Here is a 26358-nt window from a genome sequence, read left to right as displayed (position 1 = left end):
AGTTGCCGCGGTTCTAGCATCGGGCCATGACGCTGCTCGAGCGCGACGAGCACCTGCGGGCCGCGGCCGGCTACCTCACCGATGCCGCTGCGGGTCACGGGCGTCTGGTCTACGTCGGCGGTGAGGCCGGGGTGGGCAAGACGAGCTTCGTCGAGGAGGTCTCGGCCCGGGCCGACGCCCACGTGGCCGTCGGCTGGTGCGACGGCTCGGCGACCCCGCCCCCGCTGGGCCCGCTCGTCGACATGCTGCCCGACCTGCCAGCTGGCGTCTGGCCCGACGGCGCCTCCCGGTCACAGCTGTTCGCCAACGTCCTGGCCGCGCTGCGCGACCCGCCCGGCGGTACGCCGTACGTGCTGGTCGTGGAGGACGCGCACTGGGCCGACGAGGCGACGCTCGACCTGGTGCGCCACCTCGCTCGCCGGGTCCACGCGTGCCGCGCGCTGGTGATGGTGAGCTACCGCCCCGAGGACACGACCGTCGGTGACGGGCTCCGCGTGCTGCTCGGCGACACTGCGTCAGCGACCGGCACCCGCCGGATGGACCTCGCTCCGCTGACTGTGGAGGGCGTCGCCGCCCTCGCCGCCGAGCACGGCACCACCGGGCCGGCCGCCGCCGAGCTGCACGCGGTGACCGGCGGCAACCCGTTCTTCGTCACCGAGGCGCTCGCCTCGCGCGGCGAGCTCCCCCAGACCGTCCGCGACGCCGTGCTCGCACGGGTGGCCCGGCTCGACGAGGCGAGCCAGCGGGCGCTCGAGCTGGTGGCGCTCGCCGGCTCGCGCGCCGAGTCCGGCCTGCTCGGGGCCCTGCTGCACGACAGCCTGTCGGGGCTGGACGAGCCGCTCTCGCGCGGGCTGCTGCGCCGCTCGGGCGACGACGTCCTCTTCCGGCACGAGCTCGCCCGGCTGGCGGTGCTCGAGGAGATCCCCGCGGGTCGCGCGGTCCACCTGCACCGCCGCCTCCACGCGGCCCTCTCCGAGCGGGGCGCCGACCCCGCGCGACTGGCCCACCACGCGGAGGCGGCCGGCGACGGCGCGTCGGTCCTCGTCCACGCCCGCGCCGCGGCGGCGAGCGCCGCCGAGCTGGGCGCGCACCGCGAGGCCTCCCGCCAGTACGAACGCGCCCTGCGCCACGCCGACGACCTGCCGCCCGACGAGCGCGCCCAGCTGCTCTGGGACCTGGGCTACGAGTACTACCTGACCAACCGCATCGCCGAGTCGATCGAGACCGTCGGCCGGGCGCGTGACCTGTGGGACACCCTCGGCGAGACGCTGCGGGTCGGCGACGCGTGGCGCTGCCAGTCACGGCTGCAGTGGTTCGCCGGCCAGAACGACGAGGCCCGCGCGTGCGCCGACCGCGCGGTCGAGCTGCTCGAGGGCACCGGCTCGGTCGAGCAGGCGATGGCCCTGAGCAACCGGGCGGGCCTGTCGATGCTCAAGACCCAGCTCGCGCCGACGCGCGACTGGGGCGAGCGCACCCTCACCGTGCTCGACGGCCTGCCGGACGGCGCGGGCCGGGACGTGCGGGTCCACGCGCTCAACAACCTCGGCACCATCGAGATCGCTGCCGGCGACCTCGTGCACGGGAAGCAGATGCTCGAGCAGTCGCTCGAGGGCGCCCGCGCCGCCAACCTGCAGGAGCACGCCGCGCGGGCCTACTGCAACCTCTCCTCCACCGCCGTCACCCAGCGACGGCACGCCGACGCCTGCCGCTGGCTCGACGAGGGCCTCATCTACTGCACCGACCGCGACCTCGACTCGTGGACCGGCTACCTGCTGGGCTGGCGCTCCCGGATGCACCTCGACCGCGGCGAGGAGGCCGCGGCCCGGGCCGATGCCGTCGCGGTGATGCGCAGCGGGTCGAGTGCCGTGGGGTCGCTCGAGCCGCTGCTCGTGCTCGCGCAGCTCGACGCGCGGGCCGGCACCGGCGCGCCCGACGAGGCCTTCGCCCGGGCGGTCGAGATGTCGGAGGCGATGGCCGAGGCGCAGCGGATCGGGCCGACGACGTCAGCGCGGTGCGAGGCCGCGTGGATCGCCGGTGACGACGACGCCATCATGCAGGTCGCCCGCGCGGCGTGGCCGCACGTCGACGAGGTGGACTGCCCGTGGCACCGTGGCGAGGTCGCCACCTGGTTGCCTGCCGGTGTCGACGCGGGGGTGCCGGTGGCACCGCCCTACGCCCTGGAGCGCGAGGGTCGCTGGGCGGAGGCGGCCGCGCTGTGGGCGTCGCTGGAGTCGCCGTTCGAGCAGGCGCTGGCGCTGGCCCGCAGCGGCGAGGTCGCGCTGCTCACCGACGCGGTCCGGCTCTTCGACCGGCAGGGCGCCACGGCGGCCGCAGCCCGCGCGCGTACGTCGTTGCAGGCGCTGGGCGCGCCGGTGCCGCGCGCGACCCGGGCGAGCAGCCACCCGCACGGCCTGACGCCCCGCGAGCAGGAGGTGCTCCAGCTCGTCGCGCGCGGGCTGAGCGACGCCGCGATCGCCGAGGCGCTCGTGATCTCGCGGCGCACCGCCGAGCACCACGTCGCAGCGATCCTCGGCAAGGTCGGCGTACGTAGCCGGCGCGAGCTGGAGACAGGTAGTGCCGACGCCTCTTCTGGGTAGCGGCTACCGATGAGCCGGAGGGGTCCGGCGGCGTCCACTTGGTGGGTCAGCAACACACCCACGCAAAGGAAACCGCAATGCCTCTCTTCATGGACGTCCACTCGCTCGGCGACGGTGTCACGATGGACGACGTCGCCAAGGCCCACCAGGCCGACCTGGCCACCCAGGGCCCGCACGACGTCAGCTACCAGCGCTACTGGGTCGACGAGGAGAAGGGGCAGATCTTCTGCCTCGTCGAGGCGCCGAGCGCCGAGGCCGCCAACACCGTGCACCGCGAGGCGCACGGCCTGGTCGCCGACCGCATCTTCCAGGTGCAGGAAGGCGTCTGAGCCAGCACGCGAGACGGCCGGCTCGCACCTCGGGTGCGGGCCGGCCGTCTCGCGTCAGGTCACCGCAACAGGGCGCCGGCGTGCTTCGGGACCTCCAGCGTGCCGCCGTCCAGGACGACGCCGGTCGGCGTCTGGAACAGCACCTCGCTCGCGTCCACCTCGACGGCGACGTCGACCTCGCCGGCGTTGACGACGACGAGCAGGTCGCCGCGGCGCATGGTGAACAGCCGTCCCTCGACGGTGCAGGACACCGAGCCGAACGACGGGTCGGTGAGCTGCGGCAGCTCGCGCCGGAGCCGCCCGAGGCGGCGGTAGCAGTCGAGCACCACCGCGTGCCGGCCGGTGGCGAGCTCGTCCCAGTCGAGCTTCGACCGCTCGAAGGTCGCGGGGTCCTGCGGGTCCGGCACGTCGGCGGGGTCCCAGCCCATCTGCTCGAACTCGGCCAGCCGCCCCGCGGCCGTGGCCCTGCCGAGCTCGGGCTCGGGGTGGGAGGTGAAGAACTGGAACGGGGTCGAGGCCGCCCACTCCTCCCCCATGAACAGCATCGGCGTGAAGGGACCGGCCAGGGTGAGCAGGGCCGCGCAGGCGAGCTGGTCGTCGTCGAGGTGCTCGGTGAGCCGGTCCCCGCGGGCACGGTTGCCGATCTGGTCGTGGTTCTGGTTCGCCACGACGAGCCGCCAGGTGGGCATCGTCGCGGTGTCGACCGGGGCACCGTGGTCGCGCCCGCGGAACGACGAGAACGTGCCGTCGTGGAAGAAGCCGCGCTCGCAGACCTTCGCCAGCGCCTCGAGCGGCTCGAAGTCGGCGTAGTAGCCGGCCGTCTCACCGCTCAGCGCGACGTGCACGGCGTGGTGGAAGTCGTCGCTCCACTGCGCGTCGAGCCCGTAGCCGCCCGCCTCGCGGGGCTTCACCAGCCGGGTGTCGTTGAGGTCGGACTCGGCGATCAGCGTCAGCGGCCGGCGCAGGTGGGCCGACAGCCCGGCGACCTCGACGGCCATCTCCTCGAGGAGGTGGACCCCCGAGGTGTCGCTGAGCGCGTGCACGGCGTCGAGGCGCAGGGCGTCGACGTGGTAGTCCTCGAACCACATCCGCACGTTGTCGAGGATGTAGCGGCGCACCTCGGCCGAGCCCTCGCCGTCGAGGTTGACCAGGTCGCCCCAGGTGTTGCGGCCGTCCTTGAGGTAGGGACCGAACAGCGGGAGGTAGTTGCCCGACGGTCCGAGGTGGTTGTAGACGACGTCCTGCACGACGCCGAGCCCATTGGCGTGGCAGGCGTCGACGAAGCGCCGGTAGGCGCCCGGGCCGCCGTAGCCCTCGTGGACGGCGTACCAGCCGACCCCGTCGTAGCCCCAGTTGTGGGTGCCGTTGAAGGCGTTGACCGGCATCACCTCGACGAGGTCGACGCCGAGGTCGAGCAGGTGGTCGAGCTTGTCCGCCGCCGCGTCGAGCGTGCCCTCGGGCGTGAAGGTGCCGATGTGGAGCTCGTAGAGGACCGCACCCGGGAGCTGCCGACCGGTCCAGGAGGCGTCGCCCCACTCGTACGCCGTCGCGTCCCGCCGCGACAGCCCGTGCACGCCGTCGGGCTGGCGCCGCGACCGCGGGTCGGGTCGGGGCTCCGGGTCGTCGTCGAGGAGGTAGCCGTAGTCGACCGCCGCGTCGGTGGCGGGCACCGGCTCGGTCGGCGTCCACCAGCCGTCGCCGGCGCGGGCCATCTCGACGGTCTCGCCGGCCAGGCTGAGCCGCACCCGGGCAGGGCGCGGCGCCCAGACGTCGTACGGTCCGCGCATCAGCCGTTCCTCACCAGCAGGGCGACCGGGTGCGTCGCGAGCAGGTCGGCCAGCCGGCCGTCGGTGTCGAGGCCGGTGAGCAGGTCGTGCCAGCGGCCCTCGGGCAGGTCGAGCGCGGTGTCGCCCCAGCCGCCCGCGGCTGCGAGGCCGACCGGGAGTCGGGTGGCGACGGTGATCGCGCCGCCGCGGTCGAACGCCACCACGTGCCCGGCGGCGGCGCCGGACGCGGTGAGCGGGGTGTAGCCCGTGAACAGCTCGGGCCGCTCGCGTCGCAGCGTCAGCGCGGTGCACGTGACGTGCAGCTTGGCGGCGGCGTCGTCCTCGGCGGTCCCGGCGAGCACCTCGGCGCGGTGGTCGAAGTCGACGGGGCGGCGGTTGTCGGGGTCGACGAGCGAGGTCTCCCACAGCTCACTGCCCTGGTAGACGTCGGGGACGCCGGGCATGGTGATCGCGACGAGCTTGGCGGCGAGCGAGTTGGACTGGGCCGGCTCGTCGATGCGGGTGGCGAGGTCAACCAGCACCTGCTGCACCTCGGCGGAGTCGAAGACGGCCTCGACCGCGGCGTGCACGGCGGCCTCGTAGGCCTCGTCGGGCTCGGTCCAGGTCGTGCGGTCGCCGGCCTCGCGCATCGCCTTCTCGGCATAGCCGTGCAGGCGCTCGGGCAGGTCGGGCAGGTGGTCGGGGGTCCACGTGCCGAGCACGGCCTGCCAGAGCAGCGACCCGAAGGCCGGGTCGGGCACCGGCGCGAGACGCAGCAGCTCGTCGAGCGACCGCTCCCAGTGGCCCGGCTCCTCGGCCAGCACGGTGATGCGCGCTCGGACGTCCTCGCCGCGCTTGGTGTCGTGGGTCGAGAGCGTGACCATCGCGTGCGGCCAGTCGCGCTGCCGGTCGGCCATCGCCGCGTGGAAGTCGTCCACCCCGATCGAGAAGATCGACGGGTCGGCACCGACCTCGTTGAGCGAGGTCAGCCGGGACCAGCGGTAGAACGAGCAGTCCTCGACACCCTTGGCCATCACCATGCCGGAGGTCTGCTGGAAGCGCCGGGCCGGCTGGCTCCACTCGTCGTGCAGCACCGGCTCGAGGACGTCGTACGTCGTCGCGAGCTCGAGGCGCTCCTCGCGTGCCCGGGCGAACGCCTGCTCGAGGTGCTCGCGGCCCTCAGGGAGGTAGGAGCGGTAGACCGGGAAGCAGGCGAACAGCTCGCCGATCGCGTCGGCGACGGCGTCCTCGTCGGCGCTCTCGCCCCGCGTCTCCAGGACGCGGGAGACCTCGCGGGTGATCCGCAGGACCTCGGAGTGCAGGATGCCGTCGGCGACGGCGCGCTTGTTGTCGTGGACCATCCGCTCCCAGTCGACCGGGGTGCCGCGCAGGCGGTCCTCGAGGGCGGTCAGCGGCGCCTCGCCGGCGGGGTCGGTGAGCACGCGGTCGATGAGGGCAAGCGCGTCGTAGCCGGTCGTGCCGTCGGTGGCCCAGTCGGCGGGCAGCAGCTCGCCGGGCTCGAGGATCTTCTCGACGAGCACGTAGGCGCCGCCGGTGAGGGCGGCGAGGTCATCGAGGTAGCGCTTCGGGTCACGCAGCCCGTCGGGGTGGTCCACGCGCAGGCCGTCGACCAGCCCCTCGTCGAACCAGCGCTTCACCTCGACGTGGGTCTCGGCGAAGACCTCGGGGTCCTCGACGCGCACGGCGGCGAGGGTGTTGACGGCGAAGAAGCGCCGGTAGTTGAGGTCCTCGTCGGCCGCGCGCCAGTTGACCAGCTCGTAGTGCTGCTCCTCGAGCGTCGTCGTGCCGGGCGCCAGCGGGAACCGCTGGTCGTGGTAGCGCACCTCGTCCTCGCCCACCTCGATGGCGGACTCGTCGTCGTCGCCGATCACCGGGATGACGATGCGGCCGTCGCCGGCCGCCCAGTCGACGTCGAAGGCCGTCGCGTGCTCGGACCCGCGGCCGAGCTTGAGCACGTCCCACCACCAAGGGTCCTCCGACGGCGTCGCGACGCCGACGTGGTTGGGCACGATGTCGACGAGCACGCCCATGCCCAGCCGCCGCGCCTCCGCGGAGAGCGCGGCCAGGCCTTCCTCGCCACCGCGCTCGGGGTCGACGTGGTCGAAGGCGACCACGTCGTAGCCGTGCGTGCTGCCGGGCTCGGAGGCCAGCAGCGGCGAGAGGTAGACCCAGTCGACGCCGAGGTCGTGGAGGTAGGGCAGGACCCGCGTCGCGTCGTGCAGCGTGAAGTCGGGACTGACCTGGAGGCGGTAGGTGCTGTGCGGTGTACGCCGCTCGGGCCGGGGAGGCGTCTCGGTCACGTGACGTCCGTACCCGATCGGGCCGCAAGTGATGCCGCCACCGAGTGGTCGGGGCTGGCCTCGGGCTCGGTGTGCTCGCGGAGCACGACGAGGCTGTGGGTGCCGAGCTCGAAGGTGGCGCCGGAGTCGTAGGTCGGGTCGGAGTCGGCGTTGCCGCCGGTGTCGATCACGACGTCCCACGCAGCGGCGTACTCGTCCGTGGGCAGGGTCACCGTCGCCGGGCCGTCCGCGTTGAAGTAGAGCAGGAAGTGGTCGTCGGTGATCGTGGCACCGCGCGCGTCCTTGCCGGCGATGCCGTTGCCGTTGAGGTACATCCCGATCGCCTTGCCGCCGGCCCAGTCGTCGTCCTCCATCGGCTGCCCGTCGAGGTCGAGCCAGACGATGTCGTTGAGCCGCTCGCCGTCCCCGGTGCGCACGGTGCTGCCGGTGAAGAAACGCTTGCGGTGGAAGGTCGGGTGGTCGGCGCGCAGCTTGGCGACGGCCGCGGTGAACTCGATGAGCGGCTTGTCAGCGTCGTCCCAGTGGACCCAGCTGATCTCGCTGTCCTGGGCGTAGGTGTTGTTGTTGCCGTTCTGGGTGCGGCTGAGCTCGTCGCCGTGCAGCAGCATCGGCACCCCCTGGCTGAGCAGGAGCGTGGCGATGAAGTTGCGCTGCTCCCGGGCTCGCGCCTCGAGGATCTCCGCGTCGTCCGTCGGACCCTCCGTCCCGTGGTTCCACGAGCGGTTGTGGCTCTCGCCGTCGTTGTTGTCCTCGCCGTTGGCCTCGTTGTGCTTCTCGTTGTAGGAGACCAGGTCGCGCAGCGTGAAGCCGTCGTGGGCGGTGACGAAGTTGATGCTGGCGAACGGGCGCCGACCGGAGTGCTCGTAGAGGTCCGAGGAGCCCGACAGCCGGGACGCGAAGTCGCCGAGCGACGGATCACCGCGCCAGAAGTCGCGCACCGTGTCGCGGTAGGCGCCGTTCCACTCGGTCCACTGCGGCGGGAAGCCGCCGACCTGGTAGCCGCCGGGGCCGATGTCCCAGGGCTCGGCGATCAGCTTCACCTGGCTGACGACCGGGTCCTGCTGCACCATCTCGAAGAAGGTGGAGAGCTTGTCGACGTCGTAGAACTCGCGGGCCAGGCTCGCGGCGAGGTCGAAGCGGAAGCCGTCGACGTGCATCTCGGTGACCCAGTAGCGCAGCGAGTCCATGATCAGCTGCACCGAGTGCGGGTGCCGGACGTTGAGGGTGTTGCCGGTGCCGGTGTAGTCCATGTAGTAGCGCTGGTCGTCCTCGACGAGGCGGTAGTAGGCCGCGTTGTCGATGCCCTTGAAGCTCAGCGTCGGACCGAGGTGGTTGCCCTCGGCGGTGTGGTTGTAGACCACGTCGAGGATGACCTCGATGCCCGCGGCGTGCATCGCCTTCACCATCGCCTTGAACTCCTGCACCTGCTGGCCCTGCTGGCTCGAGGCGTAGTCGGCGTGCGGCGCGAAGAAGCCGAGGGTGTTGTAGCCCCAGTAGTTGCGCAGGCCCTGGTCGAGCAGCGTGGAGTCCTGGACGAACTGGTGCACCGGCATCAGCTCGATCGCCGTCACGCCGAGCTTCTGCAGGTGGGCGGTGACCGAGGGGTGCGCCAGTCCGGCGTAGGTCCCGCGCTGCTCCTCCGGCACGTCGGGGTGGAGCTGCGTGAGGCCCTTGACGTGCGCCTCGTAGATGAAGGACTCGTTGTAGGGGATCGACAGGCGCCGGTCGCCCTCCCAGTCGAAGAACGGGTTGATCACCACGCCGTGCGTCATGTGCGCGGCGGAGTCGTCGTCGTTCTTGCTGTCCTCGTCGCCGAAGTCGTAGCCGAAGAGCGACTGGTCCCAGTCGATCTCGCCGGCGGTGGCCTTGGCGTAGGGGTCGAGCAGCAGCTTGTTGGGGTTGCACCGCAGGCCGCTGTCCGGGTCCCACGGGCCGTGGACGCGGTAGCCGTAGCGCTGGCCCGGCTGGACGGTCGGGATGTAGCAGTGCCAGACATAGGCGTCGACCTCGGTCACCTCGACCTTCGTCTCGACGAAGGCGCCGGGGTTGTCCGCGTCGGGGTCGAACAGGCACAGCTCGACGCGCTCGGCGACCTCGCTGAACAGCGCGAAGTTGGTGCCGCTGCCGTCGAAGGTCGCGCCCAGGGGGTAGGCCGTACCGGGCCAGGTCTCGGTCATGCCCCGACGCTACCGGCGACCGGCGGGTATCTCATCAGCGTCCATCCACCGGGGTGGGGGCCGGTGACGACCGTCACCGGCCCCGCACCTGGTCCCACGGGGTCAGCGGCGGACCTTGGCCGTCCGTGCGGTGCGGACGGTCAGCGGCTGGTACGACGGCGCCGAGGCCGTGACCCGCACGGTCAGTCGCTTGCCGAGCTGCTTCCTCGTCAGCGTGAACCGCGGCCGGTCTGCACGCTTGATGAGCCTGCCGCCTGCGTACCAGGCGTAGTCGAGCCGGCTCGGGTCCGGCGTCCAGCTGCCCGGGGTCACCCGCACGGTCCTGCCGACGAGCAGCCTGCCCTTGATGAGGGGCAGCCGGTGGTTGGCCATGACCGGCATCACCACGGGCGGCGGGGCCGGCGCGGCCGTGACCGGCGCGGTCGCAGCGGACCAGGCGGTCGCGGGGACCCAGCCGGCGCCCTTGGTGGCCGTGGCCTGCACCCGGATCGACTTCCCGACGTCGAGGGCGGTGGGGACGTACGTCGTACCGCTCGGGTCGTCGGCGGGCGTGGTGTCGTCACCGATCACCCAGCGGTAGGTCACGGCCGCGTTGGCCGGGGTCCATCGGGAGGTCGCGGTGAGCGTCTGGCCCACCTGCGGCGTGCCGGCGATCGTCGGCACGGCGGTGCTGGTGACGACGCCGCCGAGCAGGGCGTCGATGCCGCCCACGTCCTCGCCGCTCGCGACGGTGATCGGCGTGGCGCTCATCAGGGCGGTCTGGTCGTCCCAGGTCTCGGCGGCTCCCGTTGCCGGGTCGTAGAAGCTCACCGAGTAGGTGGCGGCCGGGAGGCCCGGAATCACGTAGTGCCCGTCCGCGTCCGAGGCGTAGTCGCCGACCCGGGCGTAGGCCGCCGCCGCGTACTGCCACCACACGCTGACCTCAGCGTTCGCGACGGGCGCGCCGGCGCCGACCGTCACCGTCCCGGAGATGCTGCCTGCCGGCTCCAGCTCGGTGACCGGGAGCGTGTTCACGCCGTTCTCGGACACGGGGACCCAGGTGGCGAAGGTGCCGGCGATGACGTTGCGGTGCCACTCGGTGGCGTAGGCGTCGGTGGGGTCGCTGAACCGCACCTTGTAATAGGGGTCGGGGTCGATCCCGTCGACCTGGTAGGACCCGTCAGCGCCGGTGACGTCCTGGCCGACCACGATCTCGGCGTAGCCGACGTTGTCCCAGACGGTCACCTCGATGCCCGGGAGGGGCGCGGCTCCGTCGTCCGTGACGACTCCGGCGATGCTGCCGGGATCGAGGGCGTGCGCCGCGGGGATGGGCGCCAGGGCGGTCACCACGAGGGCGGCGCCGGCGATCAGGCCTAGGGATTTCATGGTCGTGCTCCTCACATCCGGTGTGGTTCCAGCCTCACAGCGGAGCAGTCGATGCGGCAGGATCGAACGTCACCTCTGGATGGGCACACCGACCCGGGCTGGGCCTCCTCGCGCGCGTCCATCCGTCATCCGAACCCGAACCCATCGGTGCGGGGTCGGATGACGGATGCGACGGCCGTCAGCCGCCGGCCACGACCGTCACCGCGGCGGTGCTGCTCGCGGCCACCCGGGGTCGGCTCGGGGAACCGGGGACGGTGAGCGGGAGGTCGATCGGTGCCTCGAGCCGCACCGTCACCGACCGGCTGACGGCGTCGATGCGGACACCGACGTCGATGCCGGGGTAGTTCCGTGCGGCGCCGGCCCGGGCGAGGTAGTCGCGCACCGCGGCCCGCACGGCCGCTTCCTGCTGGGACAGCCGGTCGTCGCCGAGGCCCTCCTCGTAGATGCCGGACGAGCCGAGGTCGGCGCCGTAGAGGGCGGCACCGTCGGCGAGGTTGTCGAGCCCCTGGCGCTGGAGGTACGCCGACGACGCGTCGATCACCGCGACGATCGCCATCAGCAGGATGCCCGCGAAGCCGATGATCAGCAGCGTCACCTGGCCGTCCTCCCCACGCTCCTTCACGGCGCGGGCGCGCTCTCGACGTACTGCCCGATCGGCACCGTGTGGCTGGCGTCCAGGGAGAAGGTGGCCGCCCCCCGACCGAGGATCGCGGGGAAGAACGGCAGGTCCACACCGGAGTCGACGCGAACGGTGATCACAGCCGTGCCGACATGGCAGTTGCCTCCCGGCGCCTCGCACGAGATCTCGACCCGCGCCCGCTGCCCGCGAGTGCCCTGGTCGGCGAGCACCTGCTCCACGACCGCCCGGGCCTGACGCTCGCCGGTCGCGTCGTCGGGCGCGAGGGCGTACGCGCGGCCGGCGGCCCGGGCCGCGGCGCTGGTCGCGAAGGCACCTCGCTGTACCTCGAACACCGACAGCACGACCCAGATCAGCGGGACGAGCAGGATGATGGCCAGCCAGCTGAACTCGACGAGCGCCGAGCCCCTCTCGTCGCGCTGCCTCACCGGCTCGCCCCGCTCGCCTCGGCGACGGCATGCCCGGACACCCGGACGTGGACGCCCGGACCACCCAGGCCCAGCACGCCGACGTCGGCCTCGACGACCACCTCGTAGCCCGGCGCTCCGCCGACCGAGGCGGGACGCACGGTGACCGACCGGACGAACCCCTGTGACAGCGCGCCGTCGACGAGCTCCTCCACCTTCGCGCGACCGGCGGGGGCGGACGACCCGGCCACGGCTGCGTGGCGGGCACCCTCGGCCGCCGCAGAGGCGAGGGTGTTGCGCACGTGCAGCACGAGCGCCAGCTGGAGCACTCCGACGACGAGCGGGAGCAGCACCAGCAGGATCAGGACGAAGTCCACGACAGCGGCCCCGCGCTCGCCCCTCGCGCGACGCGTCACCGCCACGACCTACCCGCTGACCATCGAGAAGGCCCGCTCGAGCAGGCCCCGCAGCTCGTCGCCGACGAAGGGGGTGAGCGCGGCGACCACGATCGCGGTCATCAAGGTGACCATGACCCAGCCGGGCACGTCTCCGCGCTCGTCGCGCGGGCGGTCCGGGGCGGGGAGGAGCATGAGGAGGTGGGGCATCAAGGTGTCCTTTCGTGGGAGCCGGGTCAGGGTGTGGTGAGCCGCAGGCCCAGCACCCCGGGATAGAAGGCGAAGAGGATCGTCACGGGAAGCACGAAGAACACGACGGGCGCCATCATCGCGATCTCCTTGCGTGCCGCCGTCTCGATCAGCAGCCGCCGACCCGCCTCGCGTACGTCGGCCGCCTGGGCGTGCAGGACGTCGGCGAGCGGCGTGCCGCGCTCCATGGCGACGGTGATGCCGGTCGCGAAGCGCGCCACGATCGGCAGCCCGGTCGAGCGCGCGAGCGACTCGAAGGCCTGCCCCACCGGCTCCCCGGTGCGCACCCGGCCGAGCACTCCGGCGAGGTCCTGGGAGAGGGCACCGTGGCTGCGCCGCACCACCCGGTCGAGAGCGGAGACGGGGCTCTCCCCCGCCGCCACCGAGAGCGCCAGCAGCTCGGCGATGGTGGGGAACTCGGTGAGGATCTGGCGTTCGCGGGTCCTGACCTGCGCGCTGAGGCGGTTGTCGCGCAGGAAGACGCCGAGCACGAACCCGAGCACGCAGAGCACCAGCGCGGACCCGGGACCGCCCACGCCGCCCAGCGACCGGACCAGGCTGAGCCCCGCGGCCGCACCGAACCCGACCAGGCCCCACAGGACCTGCTCGATCCGGAGCTCCTGGACGGTGCGGTCGAGGCCGGCGCGCTGCAGCCGGCGGCGTACGGAGGTGCTGCCGCCCAGGACCCGCTCGACGAGGTCCGCCGCCGAGCGCAGCACAGGCCCGAAGATGCCGGCCGCCGCCGAGGTGGGCGAGGACGACATGGCCCGGACGGCCGGCGGCTGGTCGCGCACGGGCAGGTCGCGCAGGTAGGGCAGGACCCGGTCGGCGAGCTGCGGCCGGCGCAGCACGGCGACCCGCAGGACGACCAGGACCAGCCCTGCGCCGCCGACCCCGCCCAGGAAGGCGCCCCAGACCAGCGTGCTCACGACAGGATCCGCTTCTCGACCGGCAGCCGGCCGATCCGCATCATCGCCCAGTAGGCGACGACGCAGACCGTGAAGCCGATGCCGAGGACGATCACGCCGCCGGGCGAGGCGTAGTGCCGGATCGCGCTCGTCTGGAACGACATCAGGAGCAGCACGATCCACGGCGCGGCCACCGCGAGGCGCGCGCCGTTGACCGTCCATGCCTGGCGCGACTCGAGCTCGGAGCGGGTGCGTGCGTCGTCGCGCAGGAAGCCGGAGAGGTTGCGCAGCAGACGTCCGAGGTCGCCCCCGCCGACCTCCCTGGCCAGGCGCAGGCCCTCCACCACGCGGTCACCGACGGGGTCGGCGAGCCGGTCCTTGAGCCGGTCGAGGCACTCACCGAACCGCCCGGTGACCTGGTAGTCGAGGGCGAACTGGGCGAAGTCGCCGCGCAGCGCCTCCGGACCGGTCGTGCCCAGCGCGGACACCGCGTCCGGCAGCGACATCCCCGCACGTACGGCGCTGGCCAGGTTGTCGACCGCCTCGGGCCAGACCTCCGCGAAGTCGCGCAGGCGCCGCGTGGCCCGTTGCTGCAGCAGCAGGACGGGTGCGTAGGCAGCCATCGCGGCGAAGACGAACGAGATCGGCACGGTCCGGGACACCGCCTGCACCAGCGCGAAGACGACCGCGAAGAGCAGGGCGCAGAGGGTCACCACACCCGCTGGCGTGACGTCGCCGAGTCCGGCACGTCCGAGCAACCGCGCCAGGGCGCCCGGAGCCGTGACCTCGGGGCGGGGTGCGCGCGGCAGCGCGAAGGCCGCCCAGATGAGCATCAGCCCGACGCCGGTGCCGAGACCGATCAGCGCGCCCATCAGGCCTCGCTCGTGGCGCGGTCGGCGGCGAGCAGCTGGTGGACGTCGATGCCGACCCTTTCGTAGCGCTCGGTCTGCGCGGGCACCCCTCCGGTGCGGCGGAGGCCCGCGCCGTCCCGCACGAAGACGGGCTCGACCTCGATGACGTCGGCCTCGACGCGCCCGGGCACGGAGACGATCTCGTTGACCCGCCGGGTGCCGTCGGCGTCGACTCCGAGGTGGACGACCACGTCGACCGACGTGGCGACCGTGGGCACGACGAACCTGGCCGAGATGTTGTCACCCGCGAGGAGCGGCAGGGTGCACATCTTCACCAGCGCCTCGCGGGCGCTGTTGGCGTGCAGGGTGCACATCCCGGGCAGGCCGGAGTTGAGGGCGAGGAGCAGGTCGAGGCACTCGGCCGCACGCACCTCGCCGACCAGGATCCGGCTCGGCCTCATCCGCAACGCCTCCTTGACCAGGTCGCGCAGCACGATCTCGCCGGTCTGCTCGAGCCCCGCCTGACGGGTCTGCATGGCGACCCAGTCGGGGTGACTGAAGCGGAGCTCGAAGACCTCCTCGGCGCTGACGACGCGCTCGCCGCCGGGGACGGCCGCCGCGAGACAGTTGAGCATCGTGGTCTTGCCGGCCTGGGTGCCACCGGCCACCAGGATGTTGAGGCCTGCTCGCACCGAGGCCTCGAGGAAGCGGGCAGCCTGTGGGGTCAGGCTGCCCAGGGCGACGAGGTCGGCGAGCCGGTGGGCCCGCAGGAGGAACTTGCGGATGTTGACCGCGGTGAACCCGCGAGTGATGCCCTCCAGCACCACGTGGAGCCGGTGCCCCTCCGGGAGCATCGCGTCGACGAACGGGGTGCTGATGTCGATGCGGCGTCCGCTCGACTTCAGCATCCGCTCGACCAGCTCGCTGACCTGGGCCGCGTCGAGGCGGAGGTTGGTGAGCTCGTGCCGTCCTCGCCGGGCGATGAAGACCCGGCTGGGGTCGTTGATCCAGATCTCCTCGACCTCGGGGTCGTCGAGGAAGGGCTGCAGGGGACCGAAGCCGGCGACGCGCGCCACCAGCTCACCGACCATCACGTCGTCATCGGCCACCGGGGCCACCGCGCCGGTCAGGCTCAGCTGGTCGTGGTCGCGGACGACGTCCTCGACGATGCGGCGGACGACGACGGACTCGCGTTGCGGGTCGACACCTTCGCGCCGCACCCGCTCGCGCACCTGGCCGTCGAGCTGGCGCACGAGGTCGTCGTGGGCGTCAGGCCGTGCGAGCGTGGTCGCGCGGTCCAGCCGATCTGTGGCCATGGTGGTGCCCCTGCTTCCCGAGATGGTGCACCGGTGACGCTACCCAGACTCGGACCGCACAAACAGAGGTCTGGACCGCTCTGTGGAGAACTTCCCCAGTCTGGGCGTCGCGCGTGGACGGTCCGCGCCGATCGTGGACAGCTCCCGGCCTCCGGGCGGACACTCGAGGAGGTTGGTCCAGGTACGGCACTCGGGGGTCATCATGAGTCGACTCAAGCTGTGGCAGAGCTCGGTGGGCATCCTGCTCTTCCTCCTCTACTGGGCGCTCATCGCCGCGTGTGGGGACAGCATCGGCGCCTGGTCGAGCGGGGTACGCACGACCGTCTCCGTCGTCGGGGTGGCTGCCATGGTCGCCGGTGTCGTGACCTTCGTCGTCGGCCTCAGGACCGACCCGGCGAGGAGCTACCGGGGCGAGGTGGTCTTCCTCGGGTTCGGCCTGGTGCTCCTCGGGCTCGTCGCCGTGATCGCCACCTCGTTCTTCGACCACGACGTCGCCGTCACCCCCGAGCTGAAGTTCGCCGTCGGCGTCGGGGGCGTGGCGCTGGGCGGCTTCGTGTTCGCAGCCACCCAGTTCGACACGATCCGTGCCGCCGCGTCGGTCCCGGTCGTGCTGCTCCTCATCGGTGTGGCCACCTGGCCGGGCGCGGCCGACCTGATGGAGCCGTCCGTGCGGGAGGCGTTGATCAAGTGGATGGGCATCCTGCTGGGCGTCAACGGCGTGGCCGAGGCGGGCAAGCAGGTCGGCGAGACCTTCGCCCGCTCGCGCGGAACCCGAGAGGTCGCCGGCACCGCCGGCGACCTGACGTCCGCCGAGTGACGACCTCGGCGACGTACGGGGCACCGTCGCGCATCAGGCCGGGCGGCGAAGCGCGGCGGTCAACCATCACGTAGTCGCCGTGTCCGCCCGTCCCCTCACAGCCGGGGTAGTCCACCGGGAAGCGGCTGCCCCAACGCCCTCCCGCCAACCACACACCGGTGGACTACCGGCTGCCGAGCGACGACCCATGACGTCGTGCGCCGACACCGGACGCTCACGGCTCGGGCAGGGGCTTCACCTCGCCGATCGTCCAGTCGGCGTCGTGGACGATGTCCTCCCCCAGCCAGGTGCCGACGACGTCGCGGTACTCCGGGGTGTGCTGGTAGGCGCTGTGGGTGGCGACGGTCGGCCCGGGGTCGCCGGCGCGCGGCAGTGGCACCTCGGCCGTGTGGATGTCGTGGTCGGAGTCGTGGTCGGAGAAGACCCGCCAGCCCAGCGGGTCGGCGCGGCGGAAGAAGTTGAACCAGCCGTCGCGACCCAGCAGGTCCCACAACGTCTTGGGACCCCAGGTCGGGTCGTCCTTCGCTCTCTTCAGGTCGCGGCCCGGCGGACGGACTGCTCGCGTCGAGAGCCCGTCCGGCGCGTCGGGCATCGGGTCCTTGAACTTAGGCGAGCCACTCGTCGCCTCGTTGCCGAGCACGTCGGGCCCGAGCACGCGCGGGAAGATCCGGCCGTAGAGCGCGCGCAGCTGGCTGCCGTACGTCACCAGGCGGACGTGCTCCAGTACGTCCTCCCCCAGCCGCAGCAGCGTCGCAGCCGCGATCAGCGAGCCCTGGCTGTGGCCGGAGACCACGACCATCCCGTGCTGGCCGACCGCCCACCGGATGCGGGTGGTCAGCTCGGGCACCACGCGCTCGGCGTAGCAGGGCGGGCTCAGCGGGTGCGCGGCCCGCGGCCAGAAGGTGGTGAGGTCCCACAGGATGCCGACCGCCTTGCGGGTCGCCTCGGAGCGGCGGACGTAGCTGCTGAGGAGCACGAAGCCGGCGCTGAGCGCGAGCACGACGTAGAGCGACAGGCTGGCGAGCAGGTGCGGCAGGTCGCTGCGCCAGTCGGGGAACAGGGTGGCGACCAGCGTGTTCGGCGGCTGCCCCGTCGCGGAGAGGCAGAGCAGGACCAGCACGCACCCGACGGTCACGCCGCCGAGCAGCTCGAGCAGGCGCTCGGCCCGATGGGCGTACGCCGCCCGCAGCCGCTTGCTGCGGATGTCGTTGCGCGACTCCGTGGGCACCTTGTCGTCGCGCACCACGTCCTTGATCCGCGGGTAGACCCGGACCTTCAGCTGCACGAAGCACGCGATCGCGAGCAGGGCCGCGAGGAGGACCCACACCACCTGCACGATCGGCGCCCAGATCAGCACCTGCGGCACCACGAGCGGCGTGTTCGGGGGATGGTCGACCGAGAGCCGGACGCGCCCGTCGGTGGAGACCCGGAGCCGCTGGCCCGGGACCTGCACCTCGGACGCCGAGACGAAGCCCTTCGTCTCCGGGTGGCAGGCGGTCGGCGGGTCCGCGGGCGCGGTGACCCAGCAGGTGTCGACGAGGAGCAGCGTCGTGTCCTCCATCGTCAGCGTGCCCTTGAAGAGGACGGTGTCGGGCAAGGTCCGGGTCAGCCGGCCGGACACCACGTCGGCGGTGCCGACCTCGACCGCTCCTCGCACCAGTCGCGGCGACTCGCCGTCGGACTCCCCCATCACGATGATGCCGTCGCGCAGCACGACCCCCTCGGAGAGGCCGACGACGATGCTGGTGGAGGTGTCGGTGAGCCGCTCCGGCGCGGCCGAGTCCTCGACCTTCCCCGACGACGACGTCAGGTCCGAGACGGACTGGTCGGGCCCGTTGAGGTACTCCGCGGCCGCGGTGACGGCGGCGGTGGTGAAGAGCAGCGCGATCCATCCCGAGGCGCCGATCAGCACGGCGGGGCCGGCGCCGTACCACGCCTTGGCGCCCCGGTCCCGCTCCGGACGCGCCTGCCACCACTGCCAGGCCAGCATCCAGGCGAAGAAGACGCCGGCGACCACGAGCGACCCGACCAGCAGGAGGGTGAGCTCGTCCTGGGTGGAGGCACCGTCGCCCCGGACGCTCAGCCAGGTGGCGTACACCACGAACCCGATGAAGACGAGGATCGGGACGGGTGCCAGCCACCGGCGCATGCGCCCCGCGACGAAGACGGCGATGTTGATGGCGGAGAGCGCGACGAAGGTCCCGATGAACCACAGGTTGTGGCCGAACCAGGCGACGTCGGAGGCCCAGCGGCGAGAGGCGTCGGCCGTCGACGGCTCGGCGAGCCCGATGAGCTGGAGCGCCACCAGCACCACCGAGGCCCGCATCAGCCACGGCGTCCAGCGGTCGCGCGGACCCTTCTCGTCACGCAGCGGTCCGTAGTACTCGAGGTCCTGCGGGTGGAGCCGGGCCGCGGCGACGAAGCTGGCGAGCAGGATCGCGGTGGCGATGAAGGTCCACACGTTGGGTCGGCCGGACAGCTTCCAGACCTGCACCCCGACGTAGGCCATCAGGGTGGCGACGGCCGCAGCGAGGTGGACCTGCTGGAGCCGGGTCGTGCGCCGGGTGGAGGACCAGAACCTGCTGTCCTGCAGCAGGTGCTGCACCGGGCGGTCCGGGGCCTCGTCCTTGGACTTGGCCCGCAGCCGGGCCCACCCGCGCGCCAGCCGCCGGCGCAGAGAGACCGCATCCGTCCCGGTCGGTTGCTGGGGGGCCCGCGCGGGACCGCTGTCCATGCTGGACTCGTAGCGCGCCAGCGTCCGGTGGGACAGGAACCACATCAGGGCGATCCCGGCCAGGGGCACCATCGAGGCGACCACGAGACGCTGGCTGGGGGCGAGGAACATCATGAAGTCGAGCTGGCTCGGCAGCACGTCGCAGCTCTTCGTCCCGCCGCGGTAGCACTGCCACGCGACCAGGTCGAGGGAGATGAAGCAGCTCGTCAGCACGAACAGCATCGTGAGCAGGAGTGCCGCCCACCGGACCGCGCCGGCACCCCAGCGGCCGGTCCGGCTGTCGGTGCCGACGTGGAGGCGCGACCAGTAGGCGAGGTTGACCAGCGCGAACGGCAGCAGCCCGAGCCAGAGCACCCGCTGCACCCAGCCGAGGGCGCCGCGGACCGCTGAGGTGAGCGCACCCCAGGAGTACGCCTCGACCGCGTGCCCGTCGTTCAGGGAGCGGCGCGGCAGGTCGTCCCCGGTGCGGAACACGCCCGTGATGCCGTCGCCCGCGACCTGGCGCGGGTCCTTCACGCCGAGCATGGAGGCTGGCGAGGTGCCGTGCACGCCGTGCACGCGCAGCTCGAGGGCGGCGGCGGGCGGGGTCCGCGCGGCGCTCGTCGTCGACCCCGAGGCGTTGCTGGTGGCGTTCCCGAGGTCCTTGCTCCCGCTCCCTGAGGCCAGGGTGCCCATAGGGGCATCGTGGCCCTCCCCGTGCGGCAGGTAAAGAAGGTCAGTGCCGGGGCAGCAGGATGTCCAGACCACCCGCGAGCGCGTCGCCGTCCCAGGTGCCGCCGAGGAAGCGGGTGATCGCTGCCGCCGCCGCCGCGTCCGGGCGCTCGACCGGCACGTCCTCGGCCGACCGGCCCGTCACGTGCAGGCGCAGGTGGCTCTCCTCGGCCTCCAGCCGGACGGTGACCGGCCCGGCGCCGTGGGCGCAGACGTCGGCGAGCACGCTGTCGAGCACCTGCTCGAACGGTCCGGGGGTGACGACGAGGTCGCCGCCGGCCTCGACGCGGGTACGCACCTCGCCGCCCCCCGGCGGCTGGCCGCCCCAGCGCCGGGCGACCGCCTCGGCCAGCTCGCGCACCGTGATCGTCGTGCTGCCGAGGAGTCCGCGGCCGCGGCCCGTCTCGACGAGCTCGGCGATGGTGTCCTGCAGGCGCATCACGCCGCCGAGGCAGCGGGTGAGCGACGACCGGGTCTCCTCGTCGAGGCTGCGGTCGAGCAGCAGCTCGTCGAGCTCGAGGCGCAGCGCGGTGATCGGGGTGCGCAGGGCGTGGGACGCGAGCTGGGCGTACTCGCGGTTGCGCTGGAACTCGTGCTCGATGTTCTGCGCGCTCGTCTTCAGCGCCGCACCCAGCGCGACGACCTCAGGGATGCGTGAGGCGGGCAGCTCGATGTCGAAGCGGCCGCGGCCCAGTGCCTCGGCGCTGCGGGCGAGCGCCGTGAAGGGCTCGGAGAGCCGACGGGCGAGCGCCAGCCCGAGCAGGATCGCCAGGATCACCGCGACGAACGAGATGACGAGCAACGAGGTCAGCAGGTCGCGGGCGCTCGCGCGGACGCGGGCGTCGCTCTTCACCGCCAGGACGGTCGTCTCCCCCACCGTCCGGGTGACCACCAGCGGGCGACCCGAGGCCTCGGCGCGGAAGCGGTCGCCCGTCGCGGTCAGGTCCGGGGAGTCGGGATGCCTGATCGTGAGCCGGGCGTCGGTGTCGGTGAGGTCCTGCAGCTGCAGCGACGACACCGGGAGACCCCCGTCGAAGCGGCGGTCGAAGACGACCGCGACCTGCGTGGCGTGCTCGCCGAGCGCGTCGAGCTCGTTCTCGCGCACCTGGTGCGCGAGCCAGATCCCCCGCAGGATCCCCGCCGGCACCAGCAGGGCCAGGGTCAGCCCGACGAACGCGAGGGCGAGCCGCTCACGCACCTCTAGCTGCCGGTCTCCAGGCGGAAGCCGACCCCACGGATCGCAACCACGCGCTCGCCGGCGTCGGCGGCCTCCAGCTTGCTGCGCAGGCGACCGATGGTCACGTCGAGGGTCTTGGTGGAGCCGTACCAGTTCTGGTCCCAGACCTGGTTCATCAGCGTCTCTCGCGGCACCACCTTGTCGTGGTGGGAGGCGAGGACCGCCAGCACGTCGAACTCCTTGGCGGTGAGCGCGATCTCCTTGTCGCCGAGGTGGACGCGGCGCGAGGCGGCGTCGATCTTGAGGCCCGAGGAGGTGACGACGGTCGTGTCGTCCTGCGCGACGTGGGCGCTGCGTCTCAGCAGCGCGCGGACGCGTGCGAGGAGCTCGGCCAGGCCGAAGGGCTTGGCGAGGTAGTCGTCCGCGCCGACGTCGAGGCCGACCACGCGATCGAGCTCACCGGCACGCGCCGTCACCATGATGATGCCGCCGAGATAGCCGCCCGACCGCATCTTGCGGCACACGTCGATGCCGTCCATGTCGGGCAGTCCGAGGTCGAGGATCACCACCGCCGGCTCCTGCTCGACCACGAAGGTCAAGGCGTCCGCTCCACCCGAGACTCGACTGACGTCGTAACCCTCACGCTCCAACGTGCGCATCAAGGGGACGGCAATGTCCTCCTCGTCCTCCACCACCAGCACGTCGTGCACCATGTCAGGAGCATAGAGGTGCGATCAGCGGGTGGTGGCGGGAACGTCCGTGTCGACCTGCTGGGAGACCGAGGTGTGGGCCGGCTCAGCCGACCCTGCCTGACCAGAACCGACCACCACGGAACCGGCAGCCAGGACGATGGCGACGGGAATCAGTGCGATGCGGGACATGAGTCAAGAATCGGCGTCGACGATCCACAGCCGATCCTCGGTCGGGCTACCCACAGGTAAAAGAAACCGGACCCTTTCCCACAGCTTCGGGGGTCAGGCCTCGAACACGTCACCCAGCTCGGACACGCGCGCGAGCACCTGCTCCATCGTGAGCTGGTCGAGCGTGAGCTCGTCCTCGGCCCCCTCCTCGACCTCGGCCCAGGTCAACGGCGCGGCGGCGGTCGGGCGCTCACGCCCGCGCAGGGAGTACGGCGACACGGTGGTCTTGGAGCCGGAGTTCTGCGACCAGTCGAGGAACACCTTGCCGGGCCGCTTGGCCTTGGTCATCACGCTCGTGACCAGCGCCGGGTGCTCCTGCTGGAGCGCCTCGGCCACCTCCTTGGCGAGTGCGGTGGTGCCGTCGCTGTCGAGGGTGCCGTCCATCGGGGCGTAGAGGTGGAGGCCCTTGCTGCCGCTCGTCACGGGCGTGCAGCCGAGGTCGCGCTCGGCCAGCGCGTCGCGCACCATCAGCGCCACCTGGGCGCACTCGTGCAGTCCCGCCGGCTCCCCCGGGTCGAGGTCGATGACGAGGCGGTCGGGGTTGCGGGGCGTGCCGTCGGGCTCGACGGTCCACTGGTGCACGTGCAGCTCGAGGGCCGCCAGGTTGGCCAGCCAGGTCAGCGTCGCGAGGTCGTCGCAGATCGGGAAGCGGATCGTGCCGTCGCCCTTGCCCGAGCGCGAGCCGGTGGTCGGCACCTCGGCCGTGCGCACCCACGAGGGCGTGCCGGGGGGTGCGTTCTTCTCGAAGAAGCTGCCCTTCTCCACGCCGTGCGGCCAGCGGATCCGGGTCACGGCCCGGTCCTTGAGGTGCGGCAGCAGCACCGGGGAGACCTGGGCGTAGTAGTTGAGGACCTCGCCCTTGGTCGTTCCGGTGCGCGGGTAGAGCACCTTGTCGAGGTTGCTGATGGTCAGCGTGCGTCCGCCGACGTCGACCTGGAGCTCGTTCATCTTCCGATGCCGATCACGGGGACGCGGGCGGGGTCGAGGAGCCGCACGAGCGCGCGGATGGTGCGTCGCGGCGCGCTCACGCACCCGGCGGTCGCGCCGCGGCCGTTGACGTGCAGGAAGATGCCCGAGCCCCGGTGGCGTACCTGCTCGACGTTGAAGTCGGTCACGATCGACCACTCGTACTGCCGCGGGTAGTCGGTCAGCCGCTCCGAGGAGTCGGGGTGCGACGACGGCAGCCACCAGCGGAAGCCGCCGTCGCGCTGGTTGCGCAGGCGGTTGTAGTGGGCCGACCGGTTGTCCTGCACCCAGAAGTCGCCGCGCCGGATCCGGTGGTGCGGCAGCCGGGACCGGGCGTCCGGGCCGTGCGTGCCGAAGGTGGAGGTGAGCCCGTAGGTCCCCAGCGGTGTCGTCCCCGTGCCCTGCACGCGCCGCTCCCCGCGCACCAGGCCGCCGTAGCCCGTGCGGCCGTCGCGTGTGGCGAGCTGCCGCTTCCACCCGCCGTCGGTGAGCCGCCACAGCGACACCGTGGCGCGTACACCGTGGGTGTGGTCGACGGTGACGACCTGCGAGGTCCCCTCGCGCAGGTCGACGCGCACACCGCCGAGCTGCACGCGCTCGGCGTGGGCGGCCGTGGGCGAGGCGAGGGCGACGAGGACGCCACCGATCACCGCGGCTCCCGCGAGCGTGGTGCGTGGTCTCACAGCTGCCCTCACAGGTCGTCGGGGCCGAGGTCGGTGCGGATGCCACGGTACGACGGCTGGCGCAGGCGCTGCACGGGCATCCGGTTGAGCGAGTCGACGTCGACCACGAGGAACGGCTCGACCCAGAACGTGCCGCGGGCGTCGACGGCCGGCACCTCGTCGGCGAACGGGCTGGCCTCGACGGAGCGGCCGGCGAGCTGCGCGCCGAGGAGACGGCTCGCCTCGCCGCCGATCCCGCTGCCGACCCGGCCGCGGAAGAGCAGGCCCTCGGCCGTCGGCTCACCGACGAGGAGTGCGGCCAGGCGGTCCTTGGTGCCCTCCTGCGGCCGCCAGCCGCCGACGACGAACGAGAACCGGTGCCGGTGGGCGAACTTGAGCCAGGCCCGGCTGCGGACGCCGGGCTCGTAGCGGCTGGTCAGGCGCTTGGAGACGATGCCCTCCAGCCCCTGGGCGAGGGTGGCGTCGCGCAGCATCACCCCGTCGTCGTACGTCGGGGGCACCTGCCAGCCGCCGAGGTCGAGCCCCTCGAGCACCTCGCGCCGCTCCGCGAGGGGCAGCTGGGTGAGGTCGCGACCGTCGAGACGCATCACGTCGAAGACCATGAAGGTGGCCGGCACGGTGGTGGCCAGCCGCGCGGCGGAGCGGGCCGAGCGGACGTGCATCCGCTCCTGGATGACCGCGAAGTCGGGGACGCCCGCGTCGTTGATGCCGATGATCTCGCCGTCGACGAGCAGGTCCCGGCCGCCCATCGGGGCCCCGTGCACGTCGGGCCAGGCGATGGTGGCGTCGTTGCCGTTGCGGGTGCTCAGCCGGGCCACCGGAGCACCGTCGTGGACGTCGGCGAGCATCCGCACGCCGTCCCACTTCACCTCGTGGCGCCAGTCGTCACCGGTCGGCACGACGTCGCCCTTGGTCGCGAGCATGGGACGCATCGACGGGGGCACGTGGTCAGTCTGGCAGTACATACTGTGGTGACTCACACGTCCGACGAGAGGTCTTCCCCATGCGCGCGATCTGGAAGGGTGCGGTGTCCTTCGGCCTGGTGTCCGTGCCGGTCAAGCTCTATGCCGCGACCGAGAGCCACGACGTCTCCTTCCGCCAGGTGCACGCCAAGGACGGCGGCCGGATCAAGTACCAGCGCGTCTGCTCCCTCGACGGCGAGGAGGTGGCCTACGCCGACATCGCCAAGGGCTACGAGACCGAGGACGGCGAGATGGTCATCCTCACCGACGACGACATGGCCGAGCTGCCGTCGACGTCGTCGCGCGAGATCGCGGTCGAGAAGTTCGTGCCCCGCGAGCAGATCGACCCCCTGCTCTTCGAGAAGTCCTACTACCTCGAGCCCGAGGGCGCCGGGGCGAAGCCCTACGCCCTGCTGCGCCAGGCCCTCAAGGATGCCGACCGGATGGCCGTGGTGACGGTGGCGTTGCGCCAGCGCACCACGATCGCCGTGCTCCGCGTCCGCGAGACCGAGGCCGGCGAGGTCATCGTGCTCCAGACGATGATGTGGCCCGACGAGGTGCGCACGCCCGACTTCAAGGTCGAGGTCGACGACGCCAAGCCGCAGGAGGTCAAGATGGCGCACATGCTCGTCGAGACCCTCGCCGGCGACTTCGACGCCACCGAGTTCGAGGACGACTACGCCGGCGCCGTCGAGGCGCTGGTGAAGTCGAAGATCGAGGGCGGCGAGATCAAGCGCACCGAGACCTCCACCAAGACCTCGGGCGAGGTGGTCGACCTGCTGGCTGCGCTGCAGAAGTCCGTGGCTGCGGCGAAGTCCGCGCGCGGCGAGGAGGCCGACGACGAGGACGAGGCCCCGAAGAAGTCCACCGCCAAGAAGTCGGCGGCGAAGAAGTCGACCACCAAGAAGGCCGCCGCGAAGAAGACGGCGGCCAAGAAGTCGACCACCAAGAAGACCGCCGCGAAGAAGACGGCTGCCAAGAAGGCCAGCTGACCCGCCCGGGCTGCGGTCCTGAGTGGACTGATGCCGCACCACGAAGGCAGTTCGCGGCTCCTGTCGAGGGTGTGAGCGTGGCTGTCGCAGTCAGTGCGCCGAACTGCCTTCCTGGTGCAGGCCCGGCCCTGTGGAGACACCGCCCGCGAGGGGTCGGGCCTGGAGCCCCGCCTGCTCGCGGAGCTCGTCGAGGATCTCGTCGATCCTCACCACCAGCGAGATGTGGCCCTCGTCGTCGAAGAGGTGGGCACGAGCGCCCGGGACGTGCGCGGCCAGCCAGCGGCCGTGCTCGAAGGGCACCATCCGGTCGTGCGCTCCCTGCCACACCGACACGGGCACGGTGAGGTCCGCGAGGTGGAAGCCCCACGGCCGGACGATCTGGAGGGTGTCCTCGACCATCCCGCCCGGTCCCTGCGCGAAAGCGTGGTTGAACGACGCCGCGACCGCCTCGCCGATCTCGTCGGACAGCGCCGCGGCGTCGACCTCGTCGACGAGGTCGCCCATCGACGCGACGATGTCGGCGGCGGTGACAGTCGCCAGGCCGGCTGCCTGCTCGGCAGCGATCGGCGCGTAGGACTCGCGGCCCTCCCTCGCCGCCGCGAAGTCGCGGACGTTCTCCTCCCCCATGCCGTCGGCCCAGTCGGGTCCGGACTCGTCCGGCGGCGCGACACCCGCGAGCGTCGCGGCCGCCCGGCAGCGCTCGGGCATCGTCGCCGCGCACGCGAGGGCGCGCGGTCCGCCGCCGGACCACCCGAGGGTGACGAACTCCCCCATCCCGAGGTGGTCGAGCAACGCCGCGGTGTCCGCAGCGTCGGCGACCAGCGGCACGGGCCACCCCTCGGGCGCCGGGCGTGCGGTGGACGAGCCGTAGCCGGGGCGCGAGAAGGTCACCAGGTGCAGGCCCGCGCGCTCGGCGGCCGCCCAGACCAGTGGGTCGACGACCGCCGCGCTCGGCGTACCGGAGTGGTAGGCCAGCGGGAAGCCGGCCTCGTCCCCTCCGGTGAGGAACTCCAGCTCGCGGCCGTCGGGAAGCGTCAGCGAGCGGGGTCCTGAGGTCATGCCCGATCGTGGCACGCCC

The 26358-nt window shown here is 72.4% G+C and carries 23 protein-coding genes; 4 read left to right on the top strand and 19 right to left on the bottom strand.

All coding sequences use genetic code 11. The annotated features are described in order from the left end of the window. The first annotated feature begins 26 nt into the window (after positions 1 to 26). The gene (locus ASC64_RS15670; RefSeq protein ID WP_056908491.1) at positions 27 to 2597 is read left to right on the top strand and encodes an ATP-binding protein; all 2571 of its coding nucleotides are present in this window, start codon (positions 27 to 29) and stop codon (positions 2595 to 2597) included. A 77-nt stretch (positions 2598 to 2674) separates the two neighbouring features. Then, entirely contained in the window at positions 2675 to 2926 is a 252-nt protein-coding gene (locus ASC64_RS15665; protein ID WP_056908490.1) for a DUF4242 domain-containing protein, read from the top strand. Between the two features lie 59 nt (positions 2927 to 2985). Here ASC64_RS15665 and treZ read toward each other — a convergent pair whose 3' ends face one another. From treZ to ASC64_RS15610, 11 genes are all read right to left on the bottom strand, one after another. Beyond that, positions 2986 to 4713 (bottom strand): malto-oligosyltrehalose trehalohydrolase, encoded by a 1728-nt coding sequence (gene treZ, locus ASC64_RS15660; protein WP_056908489.1) that lies wholly within the window; start codon positions 4711 to 4713, stop codon positions 2986 to 2988. Beyond that, positions 4713 to 7013, bottom strand: coding sequence for a malto-oligosyltrehalose synthase (gene treY, locus ASC64_RS15655; protein ID WP_056908488.1), 2301 nt, complete (start codon positions 7011 to 7013; stop codon positions 4713 to 4715). Before treY ends, treZ begins: the two co-directional genes overlap by 1 nt. Continuing rightward, a complete protein-coding gene (gene glgX / locus ASC64_RS15650) occupies positions 7010 to 9190 on the bottom strand; it encodes a glycogen debranching protein GlgX (RefSeq protein ID WP_056908487.1) in 2181 nt (726 codons plus the stop codon). The genes treY and glgX overlap by 4 nt, the downstream gene beginning before the upstream one ends. Before the next feature lie 102 nt (positions 9191 to 9292). Continuing rightward, the gene (locus ASC64_RS15645; RefSeq protein ID WP_156385235.1) at positions 9293 to 10555 is read right to left on the bottom strand and encodes a carboxypeptidase regulatory-like domain-containing protein; all 1263 of its coding nucleotides are present in this window, start codon (positions 10553 to 10555) and stop codon (positions 9293 to 9295) included. A 178-nt stretch (positions 10556 to 10733) separates the two neighbouring features. Beyond that, positions 10734 to 11150 (bottom strand): pilus assembly protein TadG-related protein, encoded by a 417-nt coding sequence (locus tag ASC64_RS15640; RefSeq protein WP_235563784.1) that lies wholly within the window; start codon positions 11148 to 11150, stop codon positions 10734 to 10736. A 23-nt stretch (positions 11151 to 11173) separates the two neighbouring features. Next, the gene (locus tag ASC64_RS15635) at positions 11174 to 11620 is read right to left on the bottom strand and encodes a hypothetical protein (RefSeq protein WP_056908484.1); all 447 of its coding nucleotides are present in this window, start codon (positions 11618 to 11620) and stop codon (positions 11174 to 11176) included. Continuing rightward, on the bottom strand, positions 11617 to 12015 hold the full coding sequence (locus tag ASC64_RS15630) for a TadE/TadG family type IV pilus assembly protein (RefSeq protein WP_056908736.1): 399 nt from the start codon (positions 12013 to 12015) through the stop codon (positions 11617 to 11619). Before ASC64_RS15630 ends, ASC64_RS15635 begins: the two co-directional genes overlap by 4 nt. A gap of 9 nt (positions 12016 to 12024) precedes the next feature. Continuing rightward, a complete protein-coding gene (locus tag ASC64_RS15625) occupies positions 12025 to 12204 on the bottom strand; it encodes a hypothetical protein (RefSeq protein WP_056908483.1) in 180 nt (59 codons plus the stop codon). 26 nt (positions 12205 to 12230) lie between these two features. Beyond that, complete coding sequence (locus tag ASC64_RS15620) at positions 12231 to 13172, bottom strand: type II secretion system F family protein (RefSeq protein WP_056908482.1); 942 nt, start codon at positions 13170 to 13172, stop codon at positions 12231 to 12233. Then, positions 13169 to 14023, bottom strand: a complete 855-nt coding sequence (locus tag ASC64_RS15615; RefSeq protein WP_056908481.1) for a type II secretion system F family protein — start codon at positions 14021 to 14023, stop codon at positions 13169 to 13171. The genes ASC64_RS15620 and ASC64_RS15615 overlap by 4 nt, the downstream gene beginning before the upstream one ends. Further along, the gene (locus ASC64_RS15610; protein ID WP_056908480.1) at positions 14023 to 15318 is read right to left on the bottom strand and encodes a CpaF family protein; all 1296 of its coding nucleotides are present in this window, start codon (positions 15316 to 15318) and stop codon (positions 14023 to 14025) included. Before ASC64_RS15610 ends, ASC64_RS15615 begins: the two co-directional genes overlap by 1 nt. 202 nt (positions 15319 to 15520) lie before the next feature. On the opposite strand from ASC64_RS15610, the gene ASC64_RS15605 reads away from it, so the two are divergent. Then, positions 15521 to 16135, top strand: coding sequence for a hypothetical protein (locus tag ASC64_RS15605; RefSeq protein ID WP_056908479.1), 615 nt, complete (start codon positions 15521 to 15523; stop codon positions 16133 to 16135). Between the two features lie 214 nt (positions 16136 to 16349). On the opposite strand, the gene ASC64_RS15600 is transcribed toward ASC64_RS15605, so the two are convergent. The 7 genes from ASC64_RS15600 to ASC64_RS15575 all read right to left on the bottom strand — a co-directional run bounded on the left by ASC64_RS15600 (position 16350) and on the right by ASC64_RS15575 (position 24270). Then, on the bottom strand, positions 16350 to 19544 hold the full coding sequence (locus ASC64_RS15600; protein WP_056908478.1) for a hypothetical protein: 3195 nt from the start codon (positions 19542 to 19544) through the stop codon (positions 16350 to 16352). 40 nt (positions 19545 to 19584) lie between these two features. After that, positions 19585 to 20778: a histidine kinase dimerization/phospho-acceptor domain-containing protein gene (locus tag ASC64_RS15595; RefSeq protein ID WP_056908477.1), complete on the bottom strand. Its 1194-nt coding sequence runs from the start codon at positions 20776 to 20778 to the stop codon at positions 19585 to 19587. Positions 20779 to 20780: 2 nt separating this feature from the next. Then, positions 20781 to 21470: a response regulator transcription factor gene (locus ASC64_RS15590; protein WP_056908476.1), complete on the bottom strand. Its 690-nt coding sequence runs from the start codon at positions 21468 to 21470 to the stop codon at positions 20781 to 20783. 21 nt (positions 21471 to 21491) lie between these two features. Continuing rightward, positions 21492 to 21638, bottom strand: a complete 147-nt coding sequence (locus ASC64_RS22830) for a hypothetical protein (RefSeq protein WP_156385234.1) — start codon at positions 21636 to 21638, stop codon at positions 21492 to 21494. 93 nt (positions 21639 to 21731) lie between these two features. Next, positions 21732 to 22625, bottom strand: a complete 894-nt coding sequence (gene ligD / locus ASC64_RS15585) for a non-homologous end-joining DNA ligase (protein ID WP_056908475.1) — start codon at positions 22623 to 22625, stop codon at positions 21732 to 21734. Next, positions 22622 to 23326 carry a L,D-transpeptidase family protein gene (locus ASC64_RS15580; RefSeq protein ID WP_235563783.1) on the bottom strand — a complete coding sequence of 235 codons (705 nt, stop codon included), beginning with the start codon at positions 23324 to 23326 and terminating at the stop codon, positions 22622 to 22624. Before ASC64_RS15580 ends, ligD begins: the two co-directional genes overlap by 4 nt. Positions 23327 to 23334: 8 nt before the next feature. Further along, the gene (locus ASC64_RS15575) at positions 23335 to 24270 is read right to left on the bottom strand and encodes an ATP-dependent DNA ligase (RefSeq protein WP_235563782.1); all 936 of its coding nucleotides are present in this window, start codon (positions 24268 to 24270) and stop codon (positions 23335 to 23337) included. Between the two features lie 59 nt (positions 24271 to 24329). On the opposite strand from ASC64_RS15575, the gene ku reads away from it, so the two are divergent. Continuing rightward, positions 24330 to 25280: a non-homologous end joining protein Ku gene (ku, locus tag ASC64_RS15570; protein ID WP_056908473.1), complete on the top strand. Its 951-nt coding sequence runs from the start codon at positions 24330 to 24332 to the stop codon at positions 25278 to 25280. 90 nt (positions 25281 to 25370) lie between these two features. Here the strand turns inward: ku and ASC64_RS15565 are convergent, their stop codons facing one another. Next, positions 25371 to 26339 carry an alpha/beta fold hydrolase gene (locus ASC64_RS15565; RefSeq protein WP_082550540.1) on the bottom strand — a complete coding sequence of 323 codons (969 nt, stop codon included), beginning with the start codon at positions 26337 to 26339 and terminating at the stop codon, positions 25371 to 25373. Positions 26340 to 26358 lie beyond the last annotated feature (19 nt).

The organism is Nocardioides sp. Root122 (assembly GCF_001425025.1).
GTDB lineage: Bacteria > Actinomycetota > Actinomycetes > Propionibacteriales > Nocardioidaceae > Nocardioides.
This window is presented reverse-complemented; position numbering and strand designations above follow the sequence as displayed.

What these genes read in the sequence shown, in the direction of transcription:
- ASC64_RS22830 (WP_156385234.1), bottom strand. Translation starts at nt 21,638, where the DNA reads ATGTCCCGCATCGCACTGATTCCCGTCGCCATCGTCCTGGCTGCCGGT.
- ASC64_RS15665 (WP_056908490.1), top strand. Translation starts at nt 2,675, where the DNA reads ATGCCTCTCTTCATGGACGTCCACTCGCTCGGCGACGGTGTCACGATG.
- glgX (WP_056908487.1), bottom strand. Translation starts at nt 9,190, where the DNA reads ATGACCGAGACCTGGCCCGGTACGGCCTACCCCCTGGGCGCGACCTTC.
- ASC64_RS15590 (WP_056908476.1), bottom strand. Translation starts at nt 21,470, where the DNA reads ATGGTGCACGACGTGCTGGTGGTGGAGGACGAGGAGGACATTGCCGTC.
- ASC64_RS15670 (WP_056908491.1), top strand. Translation starts at nt 27, where the DNA reads ATGACGCTGCTCGAGCGCGACGAGCACCTGCGGGCCGCGGCCGGCTAC.
- ASC64_RS15615 (WP_056908481.1), bottom strand. Translation starts at nt 14,023, where the DNA reads ATGGGCGCGCTGATCGGTCTCGGCACCGGCGTCGGGCTGATGCTCATC.
- ASC64_RS15645 (WP_156385235.1), bottom strand. Translation starts at nt 10,555, where the DNA reads ATGAAATCCCTAGGCCTGATCGCCGGCGCCGCCCTCGTGGTGACCGCC.
- ASC64_RS15625 (WP_056908483.1), bottom strand. Translation starts at nt 12,204, where the DNA reads ATGCCCCACCTCCTCATGCTCCTCCCCGCCCCGGACCGCCCGCGCGAC.
- ligD (WP_056908475.1), bottom strand. Translation starts at nt 22,625, where the DNA reads ATGAACGAGCTCCAGGTCGACGTCGGCGGACGCACGCTGACCATCAGC.
- ASC64_RS15605 (WP_056908479.1), top strand. Translation starts at nt 15,521, where the DNA reads ATGAGTCGACTCAAGCTGTGGCAGAGCTCGGTGGGCATCCTGCTCTTC.
- ASC64_RS15610 (WP_056908480.1), bottom strand. Translation starts at nt 15,318, where the DNA reads ATGGCCACAGATCGGCTGGACCGCGCGACCACGCTCGCACGGCCTGAC.
- treZ (WP_056908489.1), bottom strand. Translation starts at nt 4,713, where the DNA reads ATGCGCGGACCGTACGACGTCTGGGCGCCGCGCCCTGCCCGGGTGCGG.
- ASC64_RS15565 (WP_082550540.1), bottom strand. Translation starts at nt 26,339, where the DNA reads ATGACCTCAGGACCCCGCTCGCTGACGCTTCCCGACGGCCGCGAGCTG.
- ku (WP_056908473.1), top strand. Translation starts at nt 24,330, where the DNA reads ATGCGCGCGATCTGGAAGGGTGCGGTGTCCTTCGGCCTGGTGTCCGTG.
- ASC64_RS15600 (WP_056908478.1), bottom strand. Translation starts at nt 19,544, where the DNA reads ATGGGCACCCTGGCCTCAGGGAGCGGGAGCAAGGACCTCGGGAACGCC.